Genomic DNA, 25,280 nt, shown 5'->3' on the forward strand with positions numbered 1-25,280 from the left:
CCATCTCCCGAAGCCAGCCCGGTACGCTGTCCGCACCAGAAAAGTTAGTCAAGACTAACTTTTAAACTTCGTCATTCCGGCGAAAGATAGGGAGGCACGGTGTCAACGCGCCGCGACCCGCCGCGCGAAATGGATCTGCACCGCGTCGCGCACCCCGCGCGCGACCTTTTTCTGGCCCGCCGCCGAGGCGAGGAATTCGCTATCTTCCTTGTTCGAGATGAAGCCGGTTTCGAACAGGACCGACGGCGTATCGGGCGCCTTCAGCACCACGAACGACGCGAAGCGGTGCGCATTGGTGCGGAACTTGACCGTCTCGCTGGCCTCGCGCTGAAGCAGCCGGGCAAAGTCGGACGCGACATTCATCGTTTCGCGCAGGGTGAGGTCGAGCAGGATCGACGACACATCGCCGCTATGCGCCCCCAGGTCGACGCCGTTGATGATATTCGCCTTGTTCTCGCGCGCCGCGAGCCGCGCCGCCTCGCGGTCGGACGCGACTTCGGACAGCGTGTAGACCGACGCGCCGCTCGCGCTTTCATTTTCGGCCGCATCGGCGTGGACCGAAATGAACAGGTCGGCCTTCAGCCGCCGCGCGATGCCGAAGCGTTCCTCGAGCACCAGATAGCGGTCGTCGGCACGTGTCAGCGCGACGCGCACGCGGCCCGAGGCGAGCAGATCGGCGCGGATCGCGCGGGCGAGCGCGAGGGTGATGTCCTTCTCGCGCTTGCCGCTGTGCGGGCTAATCGCGCCGGGGTCATGCCCGCCGTGCCCGGCATCGATTACCACCAGCGGCAGACGGCTGTTGTCGGGGCCTTCGATGCGCGGAAGCTGCACCGCGGGCTTCGGTTTGCCGATCGGGACGGTCACGCTGTAGCGTTTTTCGGGCGGCTTGGCACGGAAGCCCGCGGGCGGCTGCAATAAAGTGCGCGGTCCGCGCGACGCACGCTCGAACTCGTTCGCCGAGACCGGACGCAACTGGAAGGTCAGGCTGCGGCCGTCGGCGGCGAAGCGCGCACCCGCCAGCACCGCCGGCTGCGCGAGGTCGAGCACGATGCGCGCGGTGCCGGGTCCCGGCTGGCCCTGGCGCACGGCGCGCACCAGCCCCGCGCGCGCATTGGCTGCTTGGGGCGAGCGCCCGGTCTCCGCCCCCGCAATGTCGAGCGCGATGCGGTCGGGCCCTGCAAGCAGAAAGGTCGAGGCGCCCGCAACCAGATCGTCGAAACGCAGGGTGATTTCGGAATCGCGGATTTCGATCGCGCCGATCTGGCCCGCCAGCGCCGCCGCGGGGTTCCAGATCATGGCCATCAGGACGAAGCACAGCCCCATGGCGCTTCTATGCCGCCATGGCCTGACGATGGTCCAGTGCTTATTCGAAAACATGAGGCCTCCGGCGGCGGAAAGTCGTGAACCATCCGTTAGCCATCGCCCGTCAAACCGCCGTCAACCGGCAAGGTTAACGGCTGATTCAATATCAGCCGCGCCATCGGCATAATTGCAACACGTCCGCGCCATCCTATCTTTGTGCGGTGGTTGTGGTTGCCGTCGGGGCATGCCGATGCTAGCACGCCATCACTGACGGTGTCGTTCCCGGTGCCGTCCGGCCTTTTGAGGGGAAGGCCTGCTCCGCAAATCCGCGGAACATGGCCGCCTTGGTGCCGGATATGCGGGGAAGGACGACCTGCCGTCAGTCCACCCGGTTGACCGGACAGTCGGGGCGATCGTCAGACGCCCGCCCTGCCCGCCCGCTCACCCCGTAACAGGTTGATGCCGCATGAGGCTTGCCATGCCCTCTTCATTCCGCGACGCGGGCGCTTTCGCCCCGGCTGTCGCCGGACATGAGGACCGCATGCGCGTCCAGGACCGGACGCAGGCCGCTCGCGGCAATAACGTCTTTTTTCTTTTCACCCGTATCCGCCGCGGCCGCCCTTTCGGGAGGTTTGCGGGATTTTTTGATGGCGCGCCAAGGCGCGCTTGGAGTGTTTATAATGACCACGCGCATGTTGATCGACGCGCGGCACCGGGAAGAAACCCGGGTCGCCGTCACCAAGGGAAACCGCATCGAGGAGTTTGATTTCGAGTCCGCCGAGCATAAGCAGCTCAAGGGCAATATCTATCTGGCCAAGGTAACCCGTGTCGAACCGTCGCTGCAGGCGGCGTTCGTCGAATATGGCGGCAACCGCCACGGTTTCCTCGCCTTTAGCGAAATCCACCCCGACTATTACCAGATTCCGAAGGAAGACCGCGAAGCCTTGCTCCGCGAAGAGGCCGAGCACGCCGCCGAAGCCGCGATGCGCGCCGAGGAAGACCTCGACGAGCTCGAAGGCGATGTCGCCGACGTCGAATATCACGACGAAGACGAGAATGGCGACAGCCGCGCCGATCGCGACGACGACCGTGATGATCGCGACGACCGTGATGACGGCGACGACAGGGGCGACGCCGAGAATGGCGAAGAGGGCGGCGAAGGCTCCGAGGAAGGCTCAGAAGGAGCCGGGGATGGCCGCGGCGACCGCCGGGGCCGTGGGCGCGGACGCGGCAACAACAACCGCAAGGGTGGCCGCGGACGTGGCCGCCGGGGCGACGACGAAGATGGCGAAAACCGCATGTCGCTGCGCCGCCGCTACAAGATCCAGGACGTCATCCGTCGCCGCCAGGTGATGCTGGTCCAGGTCGTCAAGGAAGAACGCGGCAACAAGGGCGCCGCGCTCACCACCTATCTGTCGCTCGCCGGCCGCTATTGCGTGCTGATGCCGAACACGATGCACGGCGGCGGCATCAGCCGGAAGATTTCGAACGGCGCCGATCGCCGCAAGCTGAAAGCGATGATCGACGAGCTCGCGCTGCCGCCGACGATGGGCTGCATCGTCCGCACCGCCGGGATGAGCCGCACCAAGGTCGAGATCAAGCGCGACTTCGACTATCTCGCCCGCCTGTGGGACGAAATTCGCCAAAAGACGCTCGAATCGAGCGCACCGGCGCTGGTCCATTCGGACAGCGACCTGGTGAAGCGCGCCATCCGCGATATTTATCATAAAGACATCGAGGAAGTGCTCGTCGAGGGCGACGAGGGCTACAAGGCCGCGAAGCAGTTCATGAAGCTGCTGATGCCGAGCCACGCGCGGCGCGTGAAGCAATATGCCGACCCGGTCTCGCTCTATCAGCGCTACGGCGTCGAAGACCAGCTTGCGGGGATGCTCAACCCCGTCGTCCAGCTGAAATCGGGCGGTTATCTGGTGATCAACCCGACCGAGGCGCTGGTGTCGATCGACATCAACTCGGGCCGCTCGACGCGCGAACATAATATCGAGCAGACCGCGCTCAGCACCAACCTCGAGGCGGCGCACGAAATCGCCCGCCAGCTGCGCCTGCGCGACATGGCGGGGCTGGTCGTGATCGACTTCATCGACATGGATCATGGCTCGAACGTCCGTAAGGTCGAACGCGCGATGAAGGATGCGCTGAAGAATGACCGCGCGCGCATCCAGGTCGGGCGCATCTCGGGCTTTGGCCTGATGGAGATGAGCCGCCAGCGCCTGCGCACCGGCGTGCTCGAGGCATCGACGCGTCCGTGCCCGCATTGCGAAGGCACCGGGCTTGTCCGCACCGCCTCGTCGGCGGGCCTGTCGGCGTTGCGCCTGATCGAAGAAGAAGCGGCACGCGGCAAGGGCAACAAGATCACCCTGCGCGCGAGCCAGGAAGCGACCTTCTACCTCCTCAACGAAAAGCGCCGCGAACTGCGCGAGATCGAGGAACTCTACGGCGTCACGGTCGAAATCCTGCCCGACGGCGAGACCGAGGGCGCGCGCATGGCGGTCGAGGTTAGCGGCCCGCCGCCGATCGCACGCCGCAGCTTTGCCCCGATCGCCCCGATCGAGGATGACGAGGACGACGACTTCCCCGAGGACGAGGAAGAGGAAGAGGCCGCGGAGGAAGCCGCCGAAGATCGTCCCGCGCGTCCGCGCGAACGCGCCCGCGAGGATGCCGATAGCGACACCGACGGCGAAGGCCGCAAGCGTCGCCGCCGCCGCCGTCGTGGCCGCCGCGGCCGCCGCGACGAGGAAGGCAATGAAATCCCCGAAAGCGCCGAAGATCAGGGCGCCGACGGCGAAGCGGCCGACGAGGGCGAAGGCGCGGCCGCGCCGGCCGAAGTCGAGAGCGAAGCCGTGGAGGCCGGGGAAACCGAAGCCAAGCCGCGTCGCCGCCGCGGTGGCCGTGGCCGCAAGCCCAAGATCGATGCCGCCGACAGCGTCGATGGCGAAATCGCCGAAGCCGAAGCGGTTGCACCGGTAGAGGCCGAAGCCGCCGAGCCGGTCGCCGAGGAAGCCCAGGCTGCCGAGGAAAAGCCGAAGCGCAAGCGCGCGCCGCGCAAGACCAAAGCTGCCGCCGAAGCCGAAGCCGCCGAAGCGGTGGTGGAAGCTGTCGAAGCAGCGCCCGTCGTTGAAGCCGCGGCTGAACCCGAAGCCGAAGCCGAGGCCGCCAAGCCGGCGCCCAAGAAGCGCGCGAGCCGCGCCAAAAAGGCCGTCGCCGCCGAAGCAGCGCCCGAAGCCGCCACGACGCGCGAGGCCGAACCGGTCGCCGCCAATGGCGACGAGGACGGCGTAGGTCCCGACGGCGAACCGCGTCGCGGCTGGTGGCAGCGCACGTTCGGCAATTGACCCGATCGCTTGCCCACGCGCGCCCGGACCCAGCCGAAGCCCTTCCGGCTTCAGTTGAGGTTCAGGCGCGCGGGGCAAGAAGCCCGGCGATGACCCCGTCGATTGCCTATCGGGCGGACGCCTGGCGTTCGCTTTTCCGTATCCTGCTGACATTGCTCGCGATGGTCGCCATCGCGATGCGCCCCGCGATGGCGCAATCGATCCTGCGCGACGCCGAGACCGAGGCGCTGTTCCAGGACATGATGGACCCGCTGCTCGTCGCGGCGGGACTCCAGCCGGGGCAGGTGCGCGTCCATCTGCTCGGCGATCGCAGCATCAACGCCTTTGTCGCCGGCAGCCAGGACATCTATGTGTTCAGCGGGCTGATCGAGGCCGCCGACAGCGCCGAAGAGGTGCAGGGCGTGCTCGCGCACGAACTCGGCCATGTGATGGGTGGCCACGCGATCCGCGTCAACGAAGGCGCCAAGGTGGCGACGGGGATCTCGCTACTCAGCCTGCTGCTCGGCGCCGCGGCGATTGCTGCGGGCGGCGGCGAAGCCGGAATGGGCATCATGATGGCCGGCCAGCAGGCCGCGCTTGGCAAGTTTCTGGCTTTCACGCGCGTGCAGGAATCGACCGCCGATGCCGCCGGCGCGCAATATCTGTCGAAGGCGGGGATCAGCGGCCGCGGCAGCCTGGCCTTTTTCAAGAAACTGCAGAATCTCGAATTCCGCTATGCGGTGAAGCAGGACGACGATCAGGCCTATGGCCGCACCCACCCGATGTCGGGCGATCGTATCCAGACACTGCGCGAGGTCTATGTCATCGATCCGGCGTGGAACAAACCCGCCGATCCCGCGATCGAAAAGCGGTTCCAGCGCATCAAGGCCAAGCTGTCGGGCTATATGACCGACCCCGAACGCACGCTGCGCAAATTCCCCGAAAGCAACACCAGCATTCCGGCGCGCTATGCGCGCGCCTATGCGTGGCACAAGAGCGCCTATCCGCAAAAAGCGCTGGCGGAGGTCGAAGGCCTGCTCGCCACCAATCCGAGCGATCCCTATTTCCTCGAACTCGAAGGCCAGGTGCTGCTCGAATCGGGGCGGCCCAAGGAAGCGATCCCGGCGCTCCGCAAGGCGGTGATCAACTCGCGCTCGCAGCCGCTGATCAGCGCGACGCTCGGCCATGCACTGATCGCGACCGAGGATCCGGCCAATTTTGCCGAGGCCGAAGAGGTGCTGAAAACCGCGGTCGCGCTCGACAACCAGAACCCTTTCGCCTGGTATCAGCTCGGCATCGTCTATGCGAACAAGGGCGATCAGGCGCGCGCCGCGCTCGCCTCGGCGGAACGCTACAGCCTGGAGGGTGGACAGTCGGCGCTCGCGCTGCGTAATGCCGAAATGGCGATGCAGGGCCTGACCCAAGGGTCGCCCGACTGGATCCGTGCACAGGATATTTCGCTGGTGGCTCGCGCCGAGGTGGAACGCGAGCGCAAACGGCGTTAGATTCGGGCTGACGAACTAGGGCACGCATCGCCAACATCGATGCGCAAGGGCAACAAGTGACTGATAAAAAAGACGACTATTACCAGCCATGGCTGCGCAATCCCGCGCCGACGCCGGACGCAGCCCCGCTGCCGTCCGCGACGCCCGACGAAGGACTGGCGAAACCGCGCGAAACGCCGCCCGTCGGCATCGACCTCTCGCGCTATTCGGCCGATGAAAAACCTGTACGCAAACCCGTGGTCACATCGGGCCAGCTGAAGGCGGGCGCCGCCGGGCTGTGGCAGGCGCTGCGCGACGGCGGCAGCGCCTTTGCCGAATGGACGATCCGCATCGGTGACCGCGCCGACATTCCCGCACGCGTGGAGGCGATGGAGATTCCCCGCCGCGCGAGCGAACTGGCAGCGAAGACGGGTGCGTTGACCGCGCGCGCCGCGCGCGCGGCCGGGCGCGGGTCGGCGCAGGCAGGCCGCGCTGCGGCAAAGGCGAGCGGCGAAGCGTGGGACAAGATGGCGCTCGGCGACAAGGCCCGGAAGCTGTCGAGCGAAGCCGGGCGCGGGCTCGGCGAAGTCGCCGACAAGACGAGGGCGGGCGTGGTCGACATCGCCAAGGCCGGCACGGGAAGCATCCGGGACAGCATCGGCGAAGCCGCAACCAAGCTGCGCCCCAGCCCGCGCGAGGAACCGACACCGCCGCCCTCGGGCCTCGAACAATTGCTCGCGCGCGAGGAAGCCGCCGCGCGGGCTACCGAACCGGCGGCGCCCGACCTGCCGCTGTTTGCGGGTGACGCAGCGATCCCGATGGCCGCCAAGCCGGCGGCGACAAGAGCAGCAGTAGAAGACGACGACCGCTCGCCGCTCGTCCAGCAGACGGCGAAAAAGCCCGCGGGCACCAAGGCCATGTCGGCAGGGCGGTTGCCGCAGGTGAAGGGGATGGGGATGGAGGGCGTGTCCACGCGCATATGGGCGATGGGCCTCGGCGGCATACTCCTGCTCGCGCTGATCTTCTGGCTCGGCGGCCGCTTCGGCGGCGGGATGAGCAAGAGCGAAGTCGAGACGATCGTTGCCGATTACATCAAGGCGAACCCGCAGATCATTCCCGAAGCGCTCGAAGCGCAGCGCAATGGCGAAATCGCCAAAGCGATCGACGCGATCCGCCCCGCGCTCGAAAAACCCTATGCCGGCGCGTGGGCGGGCAATGCCGACGGCGACGTCACGCTGGTCGTCTTCACCGATTATGCCTGCGGTTTCTGCCGCGCGAGCGTGCCCGACGTCGACCGGCTGATCCGCGAGGACCGGCGCGTCAAGGTTGTGTTCCGCGAACTGCCGATCATCGCACCGCAAAGCCGCGATGCCGCGCTGATGGCGCTCGCCGCGGCGCGGCAGGGCAAATATGACGCCTTCCACCACGCGATGTTTGCGGCGGGCTCGCTCGACAAGGCGGCAATCGCCGCCGCCGCCGCCAAGGTCGGCGTGGTCACCGACGGCACCGCCGATGCGACCGCGAACGAGGCGCTGTTCCAGCGCGAGCTCGACAGCAACCTCGCGATCGCGACCCAGTTACAGCTCAATGCCACCCCGACATGGATCGTCGGCAACCAGCTGTTCCAGGGCCAGATCGGCTACGACGGGTTGAAGCAGGCCGTTGCGAAGGCGCGGGCGGCGAAGAGCTGAACAGATGGCGAACTTTCCCTCCGTTCGTCCTGAGGAGGGACTGAGCCGAGGCGAAGGCCCGTCTCGAAGGATCAAGCGCCGCGCCAGCGTCCCCTTCGACTGCCTTGCAGGCGCTCAGGACAGGCTTCGAGACGCCATTTCGACTGCGCTCAATGGCTCCTCAAGGCGGACGAATGGGGAGGGCACGGCCCTTTTTCTCGCCAAATGACCACCACCGTCACCCATGATGAAGCGCTCGCCAACGCCCGCCGCCTGCTGAACGGAGAGCCGGGCGCGGCGCTGGCACAGGCGCAAGCGATCATCGAGGCAGTGCCGACATCGGCCGCCGCGCACCGGCTCGCCGCCCATGCCCTGCGCGCGATGGGCCGCGAAGCGGAGGCGCAAGCGGCCTCGCTCGCCGCCGTCGGCGCGACGATCCACGACAAAGGGATGATAGCGGCGGCGCTCGCGCTTGCCGAAGACCGCCTGCCCGACGCCGAAGCGGCGTTGCGCCAGCGGCTTCGCGAGGATGCCACCGACGTCGCGGCGATCCGCATGCTCGCCGAGGTTGCGGGGCGTATCGGCCGTTATGAGGATGCCGAGAAACTGCTGTCGCGCGCCTTGCAGATCGCGCCGGGTTTCGGCGCCGCGCGCGCCAATCTCGCGACCGTCTTTTACAAGCAGAACCGCTTCGCCGAGGCGGCCGAGACGCTCGATGCGGTGCTCGGTGACGATCCCGACAATCCCGCGCACGCGAACCTCAAGGCCGCGGCGCTCGGCCGCATCGGCGGTTATGACGAAGCGCTCGCGCTTTATGAAGAGCTGGCCCGCCGCTTCCCCGATCATGCCAAGCTGTGGATGAGCTATGGCCATATGCTGAAGACGGTCGGGCGGCAGGACGACAGCATCGCCGCCTATCGCCGCGCGCTCACCGCCGATCCGGGGCTCGGCGAAATCTGGTGGAGCCTCGCCAACCTCAAGACGATCCGCTTCGATGCCAGCGACCGCACGGCGATGGAAGCGGCGCTTGTCGCCGCCGAACCCCATGGCGAAGCGCACGCCGACGACCGGCTGCACCTGCACTTCGCGCTCGGCAAGGCGTATGACGATGCGGGCGAGCATGAGCCCGCCTTTCGCCATTATGCCGCGGGCAATAGCATCCGCTCCGGCCAACTCGGCTATCGTGCCGCCGAGACGAGCGCGACGGTCGACGCGATCATCGCTGCCTGCACCCCCGATTTCTTCGCAGCGCGCGCCGGCGCGGGCGACCCGGCACCCGATCCCATTTTCATCCTCGGCATGCCGCGCGCCGGATCGACGCTGATCGAACAGATCCTCGCCAGCCACTCGGGGATCGAGGGGACGATGGAGCTGCCCGACATTCCCGCGCTCGCGCTCGGCCTCGGCCGCGAGACGAAGGACGACGGGCGGCGCTGGATCGAAGCGCTGGCCGAAGCGCCGCCCGAACAACTTGCCGAGATGGGCAGAACCTTCCTTCGGCGCACCGCGGTGCAGCGCAAGACCGCCAAGCCCTTCTATATCGACAAGCTGCCGAACAACTGGCTCTACACCGCCTTCATCCGCCTGATTCTGCCGGGTGCCAAGATCATCGACGCACGGCGGCATCCGCTCGATTGCTGCTTTTCCAACTTTCGCCAGCATTATGCGAAGGGGCAGGCGTTCAGCTATGGCCTTGCCGACATCGGCGCCTATTACCGCGACTATGTCCGCCTGATGGCGCATATCGACACGGTGCAGCCGGGCCGCGTTCACCGCGTGATCCACGAGGCCTTGCTCGACGATCCCGAAGCCGAGGTGCGTGCGATGCTCGCTTTTCTGGACCAGCCGTTCGAGCAGGCGTGTCTGGCGTTCCACACCAACGCGCGCGCGGTGCGCACCGCGTCGAGCGAGCAGGTGCGCCGGCCGATCAATCGCGACGGCGTCGGGCAGTGGCAGCCGTATGGCGCATGGCTTGGGCCGCTCCGCGATGCGCTCGGCCCGGTGCTGGAGGCCTATCCGGGCGTTCCTGCCGATTTCGATTAAAGCGCCGGCGCAAATTCGTTGCCTTTGGGCAACAGCGTTCGACATTTTCGATCAACCGCCCTCCCGCGCCGACAACAAGACTTGCGCTTGCGCTACGCTGCGTCATTCTCGCGTCACATAGCTGTCATTTGAGGGGGATCTGATGCGCAAGTTGACCATGGTACTGGCAAAGGGCGGCGCGATGCTGCTGGGCAGTACGATCCTGTGCACGTCGGGGACGGCGCTCGCGCAGCAGACCAACACCGACGACGATCGCGACATCGTCGTCACCGCGTCGAAGCGCGAGGAAAATCTGCAGGATGTGCCGCTGGCGATCACCGCGATCGGGACCGAGCGGCTCAGCGAACTGCAGGTCAAGGAATTCCAGGACGTCGTCAAATTCCTGCCGTCGGTGACGATCCAGACGCTCGCGCCGGGGTTCAGCCAGGTCTATTTCCGCGGCGTCGCCTCAGGCGAGAACGCCAACCATTCGACCTCGCTGCCGACGGTCGGCACCTATCTCGACGAAATGCCGATCACGACGATCCAGGGCGCGCTCGACATCCACGCCTATGACCTGGCGCGCGTCGAGGCGCTCGCGGGACCGCAGGGCACGCTTTACGGCGCGAGCTCGATGGCGGGCACGATCAAGCTGATCACCAACAAGCCCGACACCAGCGGCACTTATGGTTCAGCGGGGCTCGAACTCAACAGCGTGTCGCGCGGCGGCATCGGCGGCGTCGCCGAAGGCTTCGTCAACGTGGCGCTCAGCGATCGCGCGGCGTTGCGCCTCGTCGGCTGGTATCGCCACGACGCGGGGTATATCGACAATATCGCGGGCAGCCGTACCTATCCTTCGAGCGGCATTACCCAGACCAACGACGATCTGGTCGAAAAGGATTATAACACCGTCGACACCTATGGCGCGCGCCTCGCGCTCGGCATCGAACTCGACGACAATTGGACGCTCCGCCCGACGCTGATGGGCCAGATCCAGAAAGCGAATGGCAGCTTCGCCCAGGAACGCTCGGCAGCCGTCACGCGCAGCCTGCAAACGGTACAATACAACCCCGAACGCAGCGACGACAAATGGATCCAGGCCGCGCTGACGATCGAAGGCAAGATCGGCAGCTGGGATCTGACGGTCACCGGCGGGCATTTGCGCCGCAAGACGCTGACCGACAGCGACTATTCGGACTATGCCTATTTCTATGACGCGCTCTATGGTTCGGGCGCCTATATCTATGACAATGATGGCGATCTCATCAGCCCGAACCAGTATATCCAGGGCATCGACCGCTATCGGCGCAGCTTCGGCGAAATCCGCGTCGCCTCGCCCGCCGATGCGCGCATCCGCTTTATCGGCGGACTGTTCTGGCAGCGCCAGTCGCACAATATCGAACAAAATTATATCATCGACGACCTGTCCGACGATCTGCAGGTGCCAGGCACTGTCGACGACATCTGGCTGACCAAGCAGCTGCGCGTCGACCGCGATTATGCGGCGTTCGGCGAACTCAGCTTCGACATCACCGACAGGCTGACGCTGACCGGCGGCGCCCGGGTGTACAAGTTCGACAACAGTCTTGTCGGCTTTTTCGGCTACAACAACCCCGGTTACAGCAGCAATCCGGTCTACGCCTGCCAGGGCCCGGCGATCGTCGACGGTTCGCCGTGCACCAACCTCGACAAACGGACCAAGAAGACCGACTTCATCCACAAGCTGAACCTGACCTACAAATTTACCGACGATGTCATGGTCTATGCGACCTGGTCGCGCGGTTTCCGGCCCGGCGGCATCAACCGGCGCGGGTCGCTGCCGCCCTATGGATCCGACACGCTCGACAATTATGAACTGGGGTGGAAGACCAGTTTTGGCCCGGTTCGCTTCAACGGTGCGGTCTATCAGGAGGATTGGAAGAATATCCAGCTGTCCTTCCTGGGGGCCAACGGGCTCAGCGAAGTCCGCAACGCGGGCATTGCTCGCATCCGCGGGATCGAGGCCGACCTCAGCTATCGTTCGGGCGGCTTCTCGCTCGGCATGGGCGCCAGCTACAACGACGCGACGATCCGGCGTGACTTCTGCGCCGTCGCGACCCCCGATTTCGATTGCACGACGCCGGGCAACAGCTTGCTTGCTCCGTCGGGGTCGCGTCTGCCCGTCACCGCGAAGTTCAAGGGCAATGCCGTCGCGCGCTATGAATTCCCGATCGGCGGGGTGGACGGTCATGTCCAGTTCGCGGTCAACCACATCGGCAAGCGGCGGTCCGACCTTCGGCCGTTCGAAAATGACATCGTCGGCAACTTCAAGGCCTATACGACCGCCGATTTCAGCGTTGGCGTCAAGGGCGAGGGCTGGGATGCCGAACTGTTCGCGACGAACCTGTTCAACAGCCGCGGCGTGATCAACAGCGCGGTCCAGTGCGGCGAAGCGATCTGCGGCGACGCCGGCGGCGGCACCACCAACGGCGGTGTCTTCTACGACAATGTCATCCGACCGCGCCTGATCGGGGTCAAGGTGAGCAAGGATTTCTGACCTCGCCGATGACATGAGCGGCAGCGAAAGGCTGGGCGGCAAGCTCGGCCTTTCGATGGGCATCGCGCTCGTCATGGGCAATATGATCGGCTCGGGGGTGTTCCTGCTCCCCGCGAGTCTCGCGCCCTTCGGCTGGAACGGCGTTGCGGGCTGGGCGATCACCATCGCCGGCGCGCTCGCGCTCGCCTTCGTCATCGCGCGGCTCACCGTTGCCTTTCCGCACGCAAGCGGGCCGACCGGCTTCGTCCAGCTCGCCTTCGGCAGCATCCCCAGCTTCATGATCGGCTGGGCCTATTGGGTGTCGGTGTGGACCGCGAACGTCACGCTGGCGGTCGCGAGCGTCTCCTTCCTCAGCCTCTTCGTGCCCGCGCTCGGCGAGCATATGGCGATCTCGACCATCGCGCTGATCTGGCTGGTCACCGCGATCAACTGGCGCGGCGCACGCGCGGCGGGTCGCTTCCAGGTCGTGACGCTGCTGATCAAGCTGATCCCGCTGCTGACCGTCGTCATCCTGATTCCGATCGCCTTCGGCCGCGGCGAACCGGTCACGGTCACACCCTTCCCCACCGAGGGCCTGTCGCTGGCGGCGGTCAGCGGATCGGCGATCCTGACGCTCTGGGCGCTGCTTGGTTTTGAATCGGCGAGCGTCGCCGCCGACAAGGTCGACAATCCGACCACCACCATCCCGCGCGCGACGATCATCGGCACGCTCGCGACGGGCATCCTTTATCTGATCGTCTGCTCGGCAATCGCACTGATGCTGCCCGCGGCCGAGGTCGCGACGTCGGAAGCGCCCTTCTCGCTGTTCGTCGAAACCTATTGGGGCCACGGCCCGGCGGTGTGGATCGCAGCCTTCGCCGCGGTCAGCGCGCTTGGCGCGCTCAATGGCTGGACGCTCATCCAGGCCGAGCAGCCGGCGCGACTTGCGCAGCAAGGGCTGCTGCCCGCCTGGTTCGCGCGCGAGAACAGCCATGGCACGCCGATCGCCGCGCTGCTGTTGTCGAGCGTGATCGCGACCGCCTGCGTCATCCTCAACAACAACAAATCGACCAGCGAAATGTTCACCTTCATGGCGGTGCTGTCGACCTCGGTGACGCTGTGGCTCTATCTCGCCTGCGCCGCCGCCGCGCTGCGGCTGCGCGTCGCGGTTCCGGTGGCGCTGCTCGGGCTTGCCTACGCCATCTGGACTTTGTGGGGCGCCGGGATCGGGGTCAGCGCGCTAAGCCTGATCCTGATGGTCGCGGGATTGCCGCTCTATGCCTGGACGCGGTTCAGCGCCAACGCGGCGCAAAGAAGCCCCGGTCGCGCAGGATGACCTCGGCCGCATTATGTCCCGGCGCGCCGGTGACCCCGCCGCCGGGATGCGTGCCCGCCCCGCACATATAGAGGCCTTTCAACGGCCCGCGATAACCGCCATTGCCGAGCACGGGGCGCGCGGACCACAGCTGGTCGAGGCTCATATTGCCGTGCATGATGTCGCCGCCGACAAGGCCGAACTTGCGTTCGAGCCCTTTGGGCGAGAGACGCGTCTGGGCGATGATGCTGGCGCGGAATCCCGGCGCATGCTTCTCGACCGTGTCGATGATGCAGTCGGCGGCGGCGCCTTCCTCGTCATCCCAATCCCTGCCATCGGGCAGTTCGGGCGCAAATTGCTGGCAGAAGAGGCTCGCGACGTGACAACCCGGGGGTGCAAGGCTGTCGTCGACCGTCGAGGGGATCAGCATCTCGACGATCGGCGCCCTCGACCAGCCATGCTGCTTCGCGTCGAGGAAAGCGCGGTCCATATAGTCGAGCGTCGGCGCGAGGATGATCCCCGACTGGTGATGCTCGCCCGGTTCGGGGAGGCAAGTGAACTTCGGCAGTTCCGACAGCGCGACATTCATGCGGAAAGTTCCGCTCCCCGCCTTGAAACCCTTGATCCGGCGCTGGAAATCGGCGGGGAGGTCGGCGGCATCCATCATCCGTTCGTAGAGCAATTTCGGCCCGACATTGGCGATGACGCGCGCCGCGGCAATCTCCTCGCCGCCGACGAGCTTGACCCCGACCGCCTTGCCGCCGTCGACGAGCACCTTCTCGACCGGGCTTTCGAGGCTGATCTCGACCCCGAGGTCGCGGCACACCTTCGCCATGATCTCGGTGATCTTGCCCATGCCGCCGACGCTGTGGCCCCACGCGCCCTTCTTGCCGTTCACCTCGCCGAAGACGTGATGCAGGAGGACATAGGCGCTGCCGGGCGTGTCGGGGCTGGCATAATTGCCGACGACCGCGTCGAAGCCGAAGGCGGCCTTGACCGCCTCGCTCTCGAACCAGGCGTCGAGCATCGTTCGCGCCGATTTGGTGAACAGGTCGAGCACGTCGCGCTGTTGTTCGAGGCTGAGGCCCGCAAAGCGCCGCCCCTGTCGCGCGCCGTCGATCAGCGTGCGCAGCCCTTCGCCGACGTTGGGCGGGACGCGTAGCGCAAGATCGCGGAGCAGTTCGGCGACATTTTCGAGCGCGTCATAATATTGCGGCAGCACCTCGGCATCGCGGTTCGAGAATTTGCGGAACTCGGCCTGCGTGCGTTCGAGCCCGCCGCCGAGCTTCAAATAACCGCCATCCTCCTGCGGCAGGAAATTGCTGATCGGCCGCTCGATCACGCGATAGCCATGATCGGCGAGCTTCATGTCGGCGATCACCTTGGGCTGGAGCAGGCTGACGGTGTAGCTCGCGACCGAATTTCGGAAACCGGGGTGAAATTCCTCGGTCACCGCGGCGCCGCCAACGACGTCACGCGCCTCGACGATCCGCACCTTCAGCCCCGCCTTGGCGAGATAGAAGGCGCAGACAAGGCCGTTGTGGCCGGCGCCGATAATCAGGGCGTCATAGGCTTTGGTCATTGAAACTCTTTCGCAAGCTGGGATTGGACATGCTGGCGGCCGAAGCCGAGGCCGAGGATGCGGCCCGGGATACGGCGAAGCAGCGGGATATGGTTGAGCAATCGGACCGCGAGCGGGACGCGGGTGATTTCGCCGCGCAGCATCGGTTCGATGATATTCTGATGCGCGAAGCGCTGGAGCCCCTGCATCCGCGTCGTCGGTTTCCAGCGGCGCTCCTGCACCTTGCCGAGCAGCGGGTCGGGGTCGGCTCCGGCGGCGAGCGGCCCAGCGAGAATGTTGGCGGTGGCGACGGCATCCTGCACCGCGAGGTTGATGCCGACCCCGCCGACCGGCGACATCGCGTGCGCCGCGTCGCCAATCGCGAGCAGCCCGGGACGCGACCAGCGCGTCAGCCGGTCGAGCGCGACCGAAAGCAGCTTGACGTCATCGAAGCTCTGGATCGCGTCGATCCCGGCGGCAAGGCCGGGCGCGATCTCGACGATCCGGTCGCGAAAGGCCGCAATGCCGCGCGCTTCGATCGGCGCGAAGCCCCCCTTTTCGATGATCTGCGCGCACTGCCAATAATCGCCGCGCGGGATCGCGACGACCATGCCGCCCTTGTCGATCGTGCCGAGCGCGACTTCGGACATGTTGACGCCCGCGGGAACGGGGATGCGGAACCACAGTACGTCCATCGGCGCGCCGAGATCCTCCAGCGGCAGTTCGGCGGCATCGCGCAGCACCGATCGGCGCCCGTCAGCGGCGATCACGAGCCGCGCGGGCAAAGTCTCACCGCTTGCGAGAGTCACGCCGCTAACCCGGTTCGCGGCGTCATAGGTGAGCCCGGTCGCCTCGGTCGACATGCGGAGGTCAAAGGTCGGATATTTCCGGCCCTGCCCCGCGATAAAATCGAGCAAGTCCCATTGCGGCATCATCGCGACAAAGCGCGCCGCGACGGGCAGATGCTTCATTGTCGCGATCGTATATTGCCCGCCGAGCAGGTTGAGCGTCATCGTGTCGATCGCGGCGTGCGGTTCTTTCAGCAGCTCGTCGAGCAGCCCGATTTCGTGGAAAAGCTCGAGCGTCGAGGGATGCACGGTATCGCCGCGGAAATCGCGGAGGAAATCGGCATGCTTTTCGAGCACGGTGACGGGCACGCCGGCGCGCGCCAGCAGCAGGCCGGCGACCATGCCGGCGGGGCCGCCGCCGACGATGATGACTGGATCGCTCATCCTTCTCCCCTCCCGCTTGCGGGACGGGCCGGGGGGGCCTGTCCCGCTGACAATCGACCGGGAGGAAACAGGCCCTCCCCTAACCCCTCCCGCAAACGGGAGGGGGACTTTACCTGCTCCACCCCGGCGGCGGCGCCTGTTCCAGCCGTGCCTCCGGAATCAGATCGCGCATCCGCGAACAGAAATGCTTGAGGCAGACCTCCTTGTCGCTGAGCGGCCCCATGGTGAAGCTCTTCGACTGCATCCCCTGCTGGACGCGCGTGATCAGCAACGTGTCCTCGGCATTGACCTGCCGGTTGATGCGCCAGTTCAGATAGCGCGCGGCCTTCATCTCGCGGCGCTCATCGGGGAGCACGTATGAAATCTCGCGGATCAGGCAGGTCGTCGGCCCGGTCGGTAGCCACTGCATGAAATCGACCTGGTCGGGATAGATGTCGAAGGCGACGTTGGGCCAGAGCTTGAAATAGAGCCAGTGGCGCTGCTTGTCCGCGGGCAGGTGCGGCACCGGCGGCAGCAGCCGCTGGTACATGCGTTCGGACCAGTTCACCGATGGCCGGTCGATCAGGTCGCCCCACATGCGGTCGACATTGTCCTCGGCCTCGACGCCATAGCTTTTGCCGAACAGGCGCGTGAGGCCGGGGTGCGCGACGGGGATGTGGAGCCCGTCCGAATAATTGTCGCCGACATTCTTCCAGTTCACATCGCGCGGGCGGAGCGTGACGCGGCCGAGCGCGCCGAGCTCCTCGAAACGATAGGGCGCGACCTGCGCTTCATAGGGCGCCATCATGCTCGCCACCGACGGGCCGCCGTCATCCTCGAGCCGCACGAACCAGAAGCCGCGCCATTGTTCGAGGTCGACAGACACCAGCCCCGCCTTGCCCTTGTCGAGCGTCGGATAGCTCGCGCTGTCGGGCACCCCGGTCAGCCGGCCGTCGAGTTCGTAGGTCCAGGCATGATAGGGGCAGACGAGCTTTTTCGCGCAGCCGACCACGCCGTCGACGAGGCGCGAACCTCGGTGGCGGCACACATTGGTGAAGGCGCGCACATTGCGGTCGGTGCCGCGCACCAGAATCACGCTCTCGCCGCAATAATCGATGCTGTGCCAGTCGCCGACGTTCGGAATATCGCTGTCATGACAGACGACCTGCCAACTCGGACGGAAGATATGTTCCATTTCAGCAGCGTAGAAATCGGGGTCGCTATAGGTCCAGGCGGGAAGCGACCAGCCGTCGAGTGGGTCGATGTTGTCGAAAGTGTCGCGCAGCGTTGCCATTGTCCCGTCCTTATTGTACAAGCGTATAACAGCATGCAACCCGTTCGCCAAGCCTTTACGCGCGAAAGCGCCGATGCCCGCCGGGCAGACCTGATCGAGGCGACTGCTGCGTGCCTTGCCGAGCATGGCCTTGCGGGGACGAATGTTCGCGCCATCTGCGCGAAAGCGGGCGTGTCGCCGGGGTTGCTGCGCCATTATTTCGGCGGGATCGACGATCTGGTCGCGGCAACTTATGAAGCGACGAGCGACCGGATGGACGCGATTTTCGCGGCCGCAGTTGCGAATGCCGCGCCCGACCCGCGCGCGCGTCTGTCGGCCTATCTGACCGCCAGCTTCCGTCCGCCGGTGACCGATCCCGAACTTCTCGGCGCATGGACCGCCTTCTGGGCAATGGCCCGCAGCGATGCGCGCATGGCGGCGATCCACGCGGAAAGTTACGCAGGCTATCGCGCCCGGCTGGGCGAACTGCTCGTCGCGTGCGGCGCGGCCGACGCCGAGCGGCTGGCGATCATGCTGACCGCGATGGTCGACGGGCTGTGGCTCGAACTGTCGCTCGACGCCGATAGTTTCGGCGCCGAGGCGGCGGTCGCGATGGTCGAGCGGGCAGTCGGCGCGCTGGTTTAGCCGTCGCCCCCGCGGAGGCGGGGGCCGTTATCGACGTAGTGCAAGGTTGCCAGCGGCCCCCGCCTTCGCAGGGGCGACGTTCTTTATTTCAGCCTTACTTCGACAAATCCCTCAGCAAACTGTCCCAATGCGCCAGCGCCGGGGCGATCGCATCGACCGGGGCGCGCTCGTTGAGCCCATGCGCAAAGCTGTCGCTCGCCTTGCTGAACAGGCCCGCGACGCCATAGCTCGGTACACCGGCGATGCGGAAATGGTAGCTGTCGGTTGCGCCGGCGCTCATCGACGGGATGATCGGCAGGCCCGGCGCGCGCGCATGCACCGCCTTCGTCACCGCCGCCATGACGTCGGGCCGGAGCGGCGAGGCGTCGCTCGCGCTGGCATCGGGATCGGTCTTTACCACCACCGCGGGGTCGGCGATGATTTTTTCGAGTTCGGCGCGCACCGTTTCGACCGGGACGCCGGGGAAGATCCGGCAGTTGATGTTCGCGGTGGCGCGCTGCGGCAGCGCGTTTTCGGCATGGCCACCCTTGACCAGCGTCGGCACACAGGTCGTGCCGATCTGGCCGACATATTCGGGATCGGCGCGGATCGCCGCGATCGCCTTGGCGTCGGCGGGGTTGGCGGCAAAGGCCTTGAGCGCGGCGCCGATGTCGCCGCCGACCTGGTCGGCAACGATCGGCATGCCGATCTTCGTCAACTCATTCTGCTGCGGCGTGAAGCGATAGGCGCCGACCTTGGCGAGCGCGGTCGACAGCTGGACGATGGCGTTGGTGTCCGAGGGGCGCGAGCTGTGTCCGCCGGGGTTGGTGACTTCGAGCGTGAAGTCGGCATAGCTCTTTTCGCCCGCCTGCAGCCCGTAATATTTGGGTTTGCCGTCCTCGCCGATCAGCCCGCCGCCGCCGTCGCCGTTGAGAGCGAATTCGGCGCCCTTATATTTGGCTGCGAGCGCGCGCGTCGTCATCATCGAGGTTTCTTCGTCGCCCGAGAGCAGAAGGATGATCGAGCGCTTCGGCTTGAACCCGTCCTTCTTGAGCTGCGCCATCGTCGCGACCATCATCGAGACGTCGAACTTGTTGTCCTCCGACCCGCGGCCGAAAATATAGCCGTCCTCCTCGACCGGCACGAAGGGATCGCGCGTCCAGTCCTTGGGGTCGGCCTCGACCACGTCCATATGGCCGAGCAGCACGATCGGCTTGCCCTTGCCCGTTCCGGCGAGCGTCGCGGCGAAGGTTGCGGTTTCGCCGATGGGCGTGATGACGATGTCGCTGTCGGCATAGCCCGCCGCCTTGAGCACGCTCGCATAATAAGCGGCGAGCTCGGGCACCTTGCCGCGCCCCGCAACCGTCGGGATTGCGATGCTGTCCTTCAATATCTTCTTCGCGGTATCGGTGTCGGCGGGTTTGGCATGGACGGGCGCGGCGGCGAGCAAGGCGGCGGAAGCAAGGAAAATGGAAACAAGACGCATGTCGTCGACCCCTTTTGGAATGTTTTTCAATCCGTTCGGGCTGAGCTTGTCGAAGCCCTGCCCTTCTTCTCGCATGCTGAAGGAAGAACGGCCCTTCGACAATCCCGGATCACGTCCGGGACAGGGCGAACGGATTTTTTAAGCAGCCGCCTTCTTCGCTTTCGGCGTGGGAGTCTTCGGCTTGAACCGGCAGAGATCGCTCACAGGACAGCGCCAGCATTCGGGCGTGCGCGCCTTGCAGATATAGCGCCCGTGGAGGATCAGCCAGTGATGCGCGCCGACACGAAACGGCCCGGGTGTATTCTTCTCGAGGCTCTTTTCGACCGCGAGCACCGTCTTGCCCGGCGCGAGCCCCGTGCGGTTGCCGACGCGGAAGATATGCGTGTCGACGGCAAAGGTCTCCGCCCCGAACGCGCAGTTCATCACGACATTGGCGGTCTTCCGCCCGACGCCGGGCAGTTCGACGAGCGTGTCGCGGTCACCCGGCACCTCGCCGCCGAAATCGCGGACGAGGATTTCGCTGAGGGCGATGACATTCTTCGCCTTGGCGTTGAACAGCCCGATCGTCTTGATGTGCTGCTTCAGCCCCGCTTCGCCGAGATCGACCATTTGCTGCGGGGTCTTCACCTCGGCGAATAATTTGCGCGTCGCCTTGTTCACCCCGACATCGGTCGCCTGCGCCGAGAGCACGACCGCGACGAGCAACTGGTAGGTGTTGCCATATTCGAGCTCGGTCTCGGGATCGGGATTGAGTTCGGCGAGCCGGCGGTAAAATTCGAAGATGTCGGCTTTTTTCATCGGCCGTCATGGTCCTTGCCTGTGGCAGCCCCGGAAACGGCCGCGCGGATTCCCGCCGTGCGGGCATGCCAGATCGCTTAACCGGGATGAAGGCAGAAGGCCACGGTCCGTGGCCGCAAGAAGGCCCCCGACGCGAACGCCGGGGGCCTTCCCATGCAGCGCCGTTCGGTCGTTAGAGGAAACGGTCGGCGGAGAAGCGCGTCGAAGCCGCCTTGGTCACCGCCGCGGTCACCGCGTCGCCCTGCCGTTTCGAGCGTTCGAGATCGGCCGAAAAGGCCTTTGCCCCGACCGCCATGCCCTTGGCCATCGCATCGGCGACCTGTTTGTCGTCGACCGTTTCGCTCTTTTCGGCCAAACCATAGCTGAGTTCGAGCATCTGTTTGGTGATCCCGCCGACGACATAGGTTTCGAACGCCTCCCAGTTCGGCACCGCCAGTTCGGGCGGCAGCTTTTCGATCGCGCGAATGTCGAGCGGCAGAAATTCGCGCCAAACCGGAAAATGCGGGAGGATCCAGCTATAGAGCGTACAGCGCGATGCGCGGCGGCCGATCGCGTCGCGCGCAAAGCCGCCCAATTCCCAGATCGGCAGGCGCGGGCTGACCAGTTCGGCGAGCGGATAGCGGATGACGAAACCCCATGTCGCGCGCATGAACATGCAATTCTGCTTGGCGGGGGCGCCAAGCCATTTGGCGACATTGAGGAAATAATCCTTGATCCGCGCATAATGCGCCCGGCCGACATCGGTATGTTCGAACCCGAACGCCTTGGGATCGTCGTCGGGAACCGGATCGACCTGATCGCCCGAACGCGGACGCCCGATCAGATTGACGTCCATCCAATGATGCCAGGTCGAATCGACAATCACCCGTCCGACATTGCCCTGATGGCCGTCATAGGCGCCGATCGCCCCGAACTCCTTGCCCGTCGCCGGCCCCTTGTTGCGATCGTTGCCCGGTTGGCCGCCCCGGCCCTCTGTATGATCGCCCTGGACCCGCGCCCAGGCGACGATGTCGGGGGTTTCGCGGTGCCCGTTCACTTCGGGATATTCGGCTTTGCCCGTGTATGAGCCGAATCCAAAGGTCGCGGTGGTATTCGATGGCTCGATCACCTCGCCCTCGTGCGGATGGTCGGGCAAAATGTCGATGACCCCGTCCTTGCCGCAGAGCACCGGATGCGGCGCCCAGCGCCGCTGGAAGATGGCCGACGACCAAAGCGGATAGCGCCGCACCCGCGTGCGCATCGGGATATCGTCCGATTCGTCGTTGAAGGTGTAGAAATTGTCATGCCCGCGAACGAGCGTATCGTGGCGGTTCAGCCCGAAGTTCTGCGGCGGGTTTTGCGCCACCGACCATTTGCGCATCGTCGCGACGCGCGGAATGCGGCCGCACAGCGAAGCGCCGAGGTCATAATGATCGCCCACGGCAAAAACCCCGCCCTGCCGTTCGTCCATCCAGCGCGCGATGATTTCCAGTTCCTGATCGTTCAGGCGCTGGCTGTCGTTGATATTCTGCCGCGCGCCAAAGAACCAGATCTGGTCATAGTCGTTGATGTTGAACCCGGCCTGGGTAAAGCGGAAGCCATTCATGTCGGCGGCGCCCAGCGGATCATTCTGTCGATGCGCCTTGGTCAGATCGAACTTGATCCACCAGTCGGGGCTGTTTTCGAGCAGGTCGCAAAGCGCCGACAGGCTGAAATACAGCCGGCCGAAGGTGATGTTGACGAAACCGCCGTCATATCCATCGACGACCATCAGGATTTTCATCCGGCACGGTCGCAGCGCCCAGGGCAGCAGGACATCGCCGCGATCGATCGCGTCGAATCGCAGCCGGTTGACGTCGCGAAGCGCCACACGTTCGACAATATTTTTTGCAAGTTCAGGCATGTCAGTCTCCAATCGATTGTTCGAATTTTGGAAACGACCCAAGCTGCCGATATGCACCCCTCCACGTTACTTGGATTGGACTGAAACGACAGAATATATTTCTATGGAAATCGATTAGAAAAGCATATTTTTCTTTGATTACAGTTATTTAACTGGCGGCGGCGGTGTATATCCATCCGCGGCGGTTCGGCCGATCGTCAGAGCCCCAGCACCTGCGGCATCGTGTAGCGCCCGGGCTTCTGGCCGGTCAGCCACAGCGCCGCGCGCACCGCACCGCGTGCGAAGATCATGCGGTTTTCGGCGCGGTGCGACAGCGTGATCATTTCCTCGGGGCCCGCGAAGATCACATCATGATCGCCCGCGACGGTGCCGCCGCGCAAGCTCGCGAAGCCGATCTTGCCATGGCCGCGCGCGCCGGTGACGCCGTCGCGGCCGCGTTCGGAACAGGTAGCAAGGTCGATGCCGCGCCCCTCGGCCGCCGCTTGCCCGAGCAACAGCGCGGTGCCGCTCGGCGCGTCGATCTTCATCCGGTGGTGCATTTCGACGATCTCGATATCATATTCGGGGTCGAGCCGCGCCGCCGCCTCGCGCACCAGATGCGCAAGCAAGGTCACCCCCAGCGAGGTGTTGCCGGTCTGGAGCACGGCGATTTCGCCCGCGGCATGATCGATCAGATAATGATGGCGTTCCTCGAGCCCGGTCGTGCCGATGACGATCGGCGTTTTGGCCGCGATACAGGCGTCGAGGGTCGCCTCGAGCGCCTTGGGCGAGGAGAAATCGACGAGCACGTCGCTCTCGGTCGCGAGCTTCACGACATTGCCGCCCTTGTCGACGCCGCAGCCGCGCTGCCCCGCCTCGGATATCGCGGCGGCGAGCGCAACGCCCATCCGCCCTTCGCTGCCGATAATGCCGATGCTGGTCATGACCCCATTCCCCATTTGCCCTGACCCCGGATCTGGTCCGGGGGAAGGGCTGTCCTTGCTAAACCGACGCTTTGAAGGAAGAACGGTCCTTCGACAAGCTCAGGACAAACGGAGTAGGAATGGCGCGCCCGATCGAGAATATCGTCATCCTGACCGGCGCGGGCGTTTCAGCCGAAAGCGGCATCGACACGTTCCGCGACGCCGGGGGCCTGTGGGAACAGCACCGCGTCGAGGATGTCGCGACCCCCGAAGCCTTCGCGCGCGATCCCGACCTCGTGCTGCGCTTTTACGACATGCGGCGCGAGGCAATCCAGACCAAGGCACCCAACGCGGCGCATCAGGCGCTGGCGCGGCTCGACGCGGCATGGCCGGGCGAACTGCTGATCGTCACCCAGAATGTCGACGACCTGCACGAGCGCGCGGGGGCAAAGCGGCTGATCCATATGCACGGCGAGCATCTGGGCGCCTGGTGCACCGCGTGCGATGCGCGAATCGCATGGACCGGGCCGCTGCTCGACCGGCCAGCCTGCTCGGCGTGCGCCACGGTGGGCATGCTTCGCCCCGACATCGTCTGGTTCGGCGAAATGCCGTACCGGATGGACGAGATTTATCATGCGCTGAACCGCGCCGACCTGTTCGTGTCGATCGGCACCTCGGGCGCGGTCTATCCGGCCGCGGGGTTCGTGCGCGAGGCGCGCGCAAGCGGCGCGCGGACGTTGGAGCTCAATATGGAACCGAGTCAGGGGTCGCACTGGTTCGACGAAGCACGGTACGGACCGGCGAGCGTGCTGGTACCGGCGTGGGTGGAGGAGATTTTGGCATGACCGGGGGAGTGATTGGGCGCTGTCATTGCGGCGCGGTGTCGATCGCGGTGCCGACACCGCCGCGCGAGGTGCCGCAGTGCAATTGCAGCCTGTGCATGGCGACCGGCTTCCTCGGCAGCTATTACGACCCCGCCGACGTCCGCATCACCGGCGGCGAAGCGTGCGATGCTTATATCTGGGGCGACCGGATGATCGCGAGCTGGCATTGCCGGACGTGCGGGGTCGGCACCCACTGGACGCCGCTCCCGGGAACGCCGCCCAATCGCATGGGGGTCAATATCCGGATGTTCGCACCCGAAATCTGGGAAAACCTGCCCGTTCGCAGCGTCGATGGGCGATCCTTCTAACGCCGCGCGGCGAAAAAATCCCTGAGCAGCGCCGCCGCCTCGCCCGCGCCGATGCCGTCATAGATTTCGGGGCGGTGGTGGATCGTCGGCTGCGCGAAGATACGCGGACCGTGGACGATCGCACCGCCCTTGGGATCGTCGGCGCCATAATAGAGCCGCGCGATGCGGGCGTGGGCGATCGCGCCGGCGCACATCGCGCAGGGTTCGAGCGTGACATAGAGGTCGCAGCCGTCGAGGCGTTCATTTCCGAGCTTTGCCGCCGCGGCGCGAATCGCGACGATTTCGGCGTGCGCGGTCGGGTCGTGCGATTCGCGGGGGCGGTTGTGACCCTCGGAGACGACGGCCCCATCCTTGACGATCACCGCGCCGACGGGCACTTCGCCCCACTCCGCCGCGATTTTGGCGAGGTCGAGCGCGCGGCGCATCGGTTCGGGCAGCGGGAAATGGGCCATTTCCTCCCGCTAATCGCTTGACGAATCTTCGGCAAGCCGATAAGCGCGCGCCTTTCCCGGCTCACTCCGGTCCTGCGTTCCCCGATTTGTCGGGAAGCACCCGGACGCCGACCCGAAATTTTTGAACGAGGAAGACCATCATGTCGCGCATCTGCGAACTGACCGGCAAGGGCCGCCAGGTTGGCCACAATGTGAGCCACGCCAACAACAAGACCAAGCGCACCTTCCTGCCCAACCTGCAGAATGTGACGTTGCTGTCGGA

General features: G+C 65.5%; 19 protein-coding genes. 10 read left to right on the forward strand and 9 right to left on the reverse strand.

Translation table 11 applies throughout. From position 1 onward, the window contains the following. Window positions 1-102: 102 nt before the first annotated feature. Entirely contained in the window at window positions 103-1,377 is a 1,275-nt protein-coding gene (locus V6M50_RS03825) for an N-acetylmuramoyl-L-alanine amidase (protein WP_443030478.1), read from the reverse strand. A gap of 605 nt (window positions 1,378-1,982) precedes the next feature. Here V6M50_RS03825 and V6M50_RS03830 point away from each other — a divergent pair. The 6 genes from V6M50_RS03830 (at window position 1,983) to V6M50_RS03855 (ending at window position 13,658) form a co-directional block, all read left to right on the forward strand. Further along, window positions 1,983-4,652: an Rne/Rng family ribonuclease gene (locus V6M50_RS03830; RefSeq protein WP_332817216.1), complete on the forward strand. Its 2,670-nt coding sequence runs from the start codon at window positions 1,983-1,985 to the stop codon at window positions 4,650-4,652. A gap of 89 nt (window positions 4,653-4,741) precedes the next feature. Continuing rightward, complete coding sequence (locus V6M50_RS03835) at window positions 4,742-6,136, forward strand: M48 family metalloprotease (RefSeq protein WP_443030479.1); 1,395 nt, start codon at window positions 4,742-4,744, stop codon at window positions 6,134-6,136. A gap of 56 nt (window positions 6,137-6,192) precedes the next feature. Beyond that, entirely contained in the window at window positions 6,193-7,806 is a 1,614-nt protein-coding gene (locus tag V6M50_RS03840) for a DsbA family protein (RefSeq protein WP_332817217.1), read from the forward strand. A gap of 204 nt (window positions 7,807-8,010) precedes the next feature. Then, window positions 8,011-9,828 (forward strand): tetratricopeptide repeat-containing sulfotransferase family protein, encoded by a 1,818-nt coding sequence (locus V6M50_RS03845; RefSeq protein ID WP_332817218.1) that lies wholly within the window; start codon window positions 8,011-8,013, stop codon window positions 9,826-9,828. Window positions 9,829-9,970: 142 nt separating this feature from the next. Beyond that, complete coding sequence (locus V6M50_RS03850; RefSeq protein ID WP_332817219.1) at window positions 9,971-12,343, forward strand: TonB-dependent receptor; 2,373 nt, start codon at window positions 9,971-9,973, stop codon at window positions 12,341-12,343. 13 nt (window positions 12,344-12,356) lie between these two features. Beyond that, window positions 12,357-13,658, forward strand: coding sequence for an amino acid permease (locus V6M50_RS03855; protein WP_332817220.1), 1,302 nt, complete (start codon window positions 12,357-12,359; stop codon window positions 13,656-13,658). Here V6M50_RS03855 and V6M50_RS03860 read toward each other — a convergent pair. From V6M50_RS03860 to V6M50_RS03870, 3 genes are all read right to left on the reverse strand, one after another. After that, window positions 13,615-15,219: a phytoene desaturase family protein gene (locus V6M50_RS03860; RefSeq protein ID WP_332817221.1), complete on the reverse strand. Its 1,605-nt coding sequence runs from the start codon at window positions 15,217-15,219 to the stop codon at window positions 13,615-13,617. The two genes, V6M50_RS03855 and V6M50_RS03860, sit on opposite strands and share 44 nt — an antisense overlap. Next, window positions 15,216-16,430, reverse strand: coding sequence for an FAD-dependent oxidoreductase (locus V6M50_RS03865; RefSeq protein ID WP_332817222.1), 1,215 nt, complete (start codon window positions 16,428-16,430; stop codon window positions 15,216-15,218). The genes V6M50_RS03860 and V6M50_RS03865 overlap by 4 nt, the downstream gene beginning before the upstream one ends. A 109-nt stretch (window positions 16,431-16,539) precedes the next feature. Continuing rightward, a complete protein-coding gene (locus V6M50_RS03870; protein ID WP_332817223.1) occupies window positions 16,540-17,703 on the reverse strand; it encodes an aromatic ring-hydroxylating oxygenase subunit alpha in 1,164 nt (387 codons plus the stop codon). 33 nt (window positions 17,704-17,736) lie between these two features. Between V6M50_RS03870 and V6M50_RS03875 the strand changes: the two genes are divergently transcribed. Next, a complete protein-coding gene (locus V6M50_RS03875) occupies window positions 17,737-18,327 on the forward strand; it encodes a TetR/AcrR family transcriptional regulator (RefSeq protein WP_332817224.1) in 591 nt (196 codons plus the stop codon). A gap of 94 nt (window positions 18,328-18,421) precedes the next feature. Here V6M50_RS03875 and V6M50_RS03880 read toward each other — a convergent pair whose 3' ends face one another. The 4 genes from V6M50_RS03880 to dapB all read right to left on the reverse strand — a co-directional run bounded on the left by V6M50_RS03880 (window position 18,422) and on the right by dapB (window position 23,395). Further along, window positions 18,422-19,792 carry a M20/M25/M40 family metallo-hydrolase gene (locus V6M50_RS03880; RefSeq protein ID WP_332817225.1) on the reverse strand — a complete coding sequence of 457 codons (1,371 nt, stop codon included), beginning with the start codon at window positions 19,790-19,792 and terminating at the stop codon, window positions 18,422-18,424. A 138-nt stretch (window positions 19,793-19,930) separates the two neighbouring features. Beyond that, window positions 19,931-20,590 carry an endonuclease III gene (gene nth, locus V6M50_RS03885; RefSeq protein ID WP_332817226.1) on the reverse strand — a complete coding sequence of 220 codons (660 nt, stop codon included), beginning with the start codon at window positions 20,588-20,590 and terminating at the stop codon, window positions 19,931-19,933. 172 nt (window positions 20,591-20,762) lie between these two features. Further along, a complete protein-coding gene (locus V6M50_RS03890) occupies window positions 20,763-22,472 on the reverse strand; it encodes a hypothetical protein (RefSeq protein WP_332817227.1) in 1,710 nt (569 codons plus the stop codon). Between the two features lie 197 nt (window positions 22,473-22,669). Next, window positions 22,670-23,395, reverse strand: coding sequence for a 4-hydroxy-tetrahydrodipicolinate reductase (dapB, locus tag V6M50_RS03895; protein WP_332817228.1), 726 nt, complete (start codon window positions 23,393-23,395; stop codon window positions 22,670-22,672). A gap of 119 nt (window positions 23,396-23,514) precedes the next feature. On the opposite strand from dapB, the gene cobB reads away from it, so the two are divergent. Beyond that, window positions 23,515-24,219, forward strand: coding sequence for a Sir2 family NAD+-dependent deacetylase (cobB, locus tag V6M50_RS03900; protein ID WP_332817229.1), 705 nt, complete (start codon window positions 23,515-23,517; stop codon window positions 24,217-24,219). Beyond that, window positions 24,216-24,566 carry a GFA family protein gene (locus tag V6M50_RS03905; RefSeq protein ID WP_332817230.1) on the forward strand — a complete coding sequence of 117 codons (351 nt, stop codon included), beginning with the start codon at window positions 24,216-24,218 and terminating at the stop codon, window positions 24,564-24,566. Before cobB ends, V6M50_RS03905 begins: the two co-directional genes overlap by 4 nt. On the opposite strand, the gene tadA is transcribed toward V6M50_RS03905, so the two are convergent. Then, a complete protein-coding gene (tadA, locus tag V6M50_RS03910; protein WP_332817231.1) occupies window positions 24,563-25,018 on the reverse strand; it encodes a tRNA adenosine(34) deaminase TadA in 456 nt (151 codons plus the stop codon). The genes V6M50_RS03905 and tadA overlap by 4 nt on opposite strands. Window positions 25,019-25,158: 140 nt before the next feature. Here tadA and rpmB point away from each other — a divergent pair. Next, window positions 25,159-25,280 (forward strand): 50S ribosomal protein L28 (rpmB, locus tag V6M50_RS03915; protein ID WP_332817239.1); only part of this gene is annotated, 122 nt, incomplete at its 3' end.

This window comes from Sphingopyxis sp. (genome assembly GCF_036675685.1).
Taxonomy (GTDB): domain Bacteria; phylum Pseudomonadota; class Alphaproteobacteria; order Sphingomonadales; family Sphingomonadaceae; genus Sphingopyxis.

Coding starts and splice junctions, on each gene's coding strand:
- V6M50_RS03845 (WP_332817218.1), top strand. CDS start 8,011: ATGACCACCACCGTCACCCATGATGAAGCGCTCGCCAACGCCCGCCGC.
- V6M50_RS03855 (WP_332817220.1), top strand. CDS start 12,357: ATGAGCGGCAGCGAAAGGCTGGGCGGCAAGCTCGGCCTTTCGATGGGC.
- V6M50_RS03890 (WP_332817227.1), bottom strand. CDS start 22,472: ATGCCTGAACTTGCAAAAAATATTGTCGAACGTGTGGCGCTTCGCGAC.
- V6M50_RS03860 (WP_332817221.1), bottom strand. CDS start 15,219: ATGACCAAAGCCTATGACGCCCTGATTATCGGCGCCGGCCACAACGGC.
- V6M50_RS03905 (WP_332817230.1), top strand. CDS start 24,216: ATGACCGGGGGAGTGATTGGGCGCTGTCATTGCGGCGCGGTGTCGATC.
- V6M50_RS03825 (WP_443030478.1), bottom strand. CDS start 1,377: ATGTTTTCGAATAAGCACTGGACCATCGTCAGGCCATGGCGGCATAGA.
- nth (WP_332817226.1), bottom strand. CDS start 20,590: ATGAAAAAAGCCGACATCTTCGAATTTTACCGCCGGCTCGCCGAACTC.
- cobB (WP_332817229.1), top strand. CDS start 23,515: ATGGCGCGCCCGATCGAGAATATCGTCATCCTGACCGGCGCGGGCGTT.
- dapB (WP_332817228.1), bottom strand. CDS start 23,395: ATGACCAGCATCGGCATTATCGGCAGCGAAGGGCGGATGGGCGTTGCG.
- V6M50_RS03865 (WP_332817222.1), bottom strand. CDS start 16,430: ATGAGCGATCCAGTCATCATCGTCGGCGGCGGCCCCGCCGGCATGGTC.
- tadA (WP_332817231.1), bottom strand. CDS start 25,018: ATGGCCCATTTCCCGCTGCCCGAACCGATGCGCCGCGCGCTCGACCTC.
- V6M50_RS03875 (WP_332817224.1), top strand. CDS start 17,737: ATGCAACCCGTTCGCCAAGCCTTTACGCGCGAAAGCGCCGATGCCCGC.
- V6M50_RS03880 (WP_332817225.1), bottom strand. CDS start 19,792: ATGCGTCTTGTTTCCATTTTCCTTGCTTCCGCCGCCTTGCTCGCCGCC.
- V6M50_RS03870 (WP_332817223.1), bottom strand. CDS start 17,703: ATGGCAACGCTGCGCGACACTTTCGACAACATCGACCCACTCGACGGC.
- V6M50_RS03830 (WP_332817216.1), top strand. CDS start 1,983: ATGACCACGCGCATGTTGATCGACGCGCGGCACCGGGAAGAAACCCGG.
- V6M50_RS03835 (WP_443030479.1), top strand. CDS start 4,742: ATGACCCCGTCGATTGCCTATCGGGCGGACGCCTGGCGTTCGCTTTTC.
- V6M50_RS03850 (WP_332817219.1), top strand. CDS start 9,971: ATGCGCAAGTTGACCATGGTACTGGCAAAGGGCGGCGCGATGCTGCTG.